Annotated in this window: 1 pseudogene; it reads right to left on the reverse strand. The window is 63.4% G+C overall.

The features are described from left to right. Positions 1 to 489: pseudogene (locus tag Q5762_RS37090) on the reverse strand (Terminase); the annotation flags it as partial.

The raw sequence follows: 489 nt of genomic DNA on the forward strand, positions 1-489 counted from the left end.
TAGTTGCTCGGCCTTCCAACGCTTGTAGATCGTCTCCCAGACGCTCTCCTCGCCGTAACGGAATGCGGTCGTTGTCAGCAGCGCCCACGGTTCGTCACGCGACCTCTTCGGTAAGTTACGCATCGTCGTGGCGTACATGTTCCGCAGCTCCGGGAGCACGTACAGGTGCACCTCATCCGGCACGAGGAACGTTTCCTTGCCGCCGTCCTTCGACGCGGCGCCAGACGAACTCGCGCGGCACTCCCCACCGTTCGGCAGATAGATGTTGGTCGCTGAGCGGTAGTCGCGGATGCCCTTCACGCCGTCGTAGATGTCTGGGTGGTTGTCGTGTCCCCAGTCACCCATCACGAAAGCAATGTTTTGGAACGTGTTGCCCGACTGCTTCTCCTCGGTCGCGAGGCAGCGGACGAACGGGGAGTGGATCGGGCGTCCCACCGGCTGCCCGCTCGCATCCCAGCCGTCAAAACGCACCGGGGCCAGAGCCTCCGC

The organism is Streptomyces sp. P9(2023) (assembly GCF_032436795.1).
Lineage (GTDB): Bacteria > Actinomycetota > Actinomycetes > Streptomycetales > Streptomycetaceae > Streptomyces.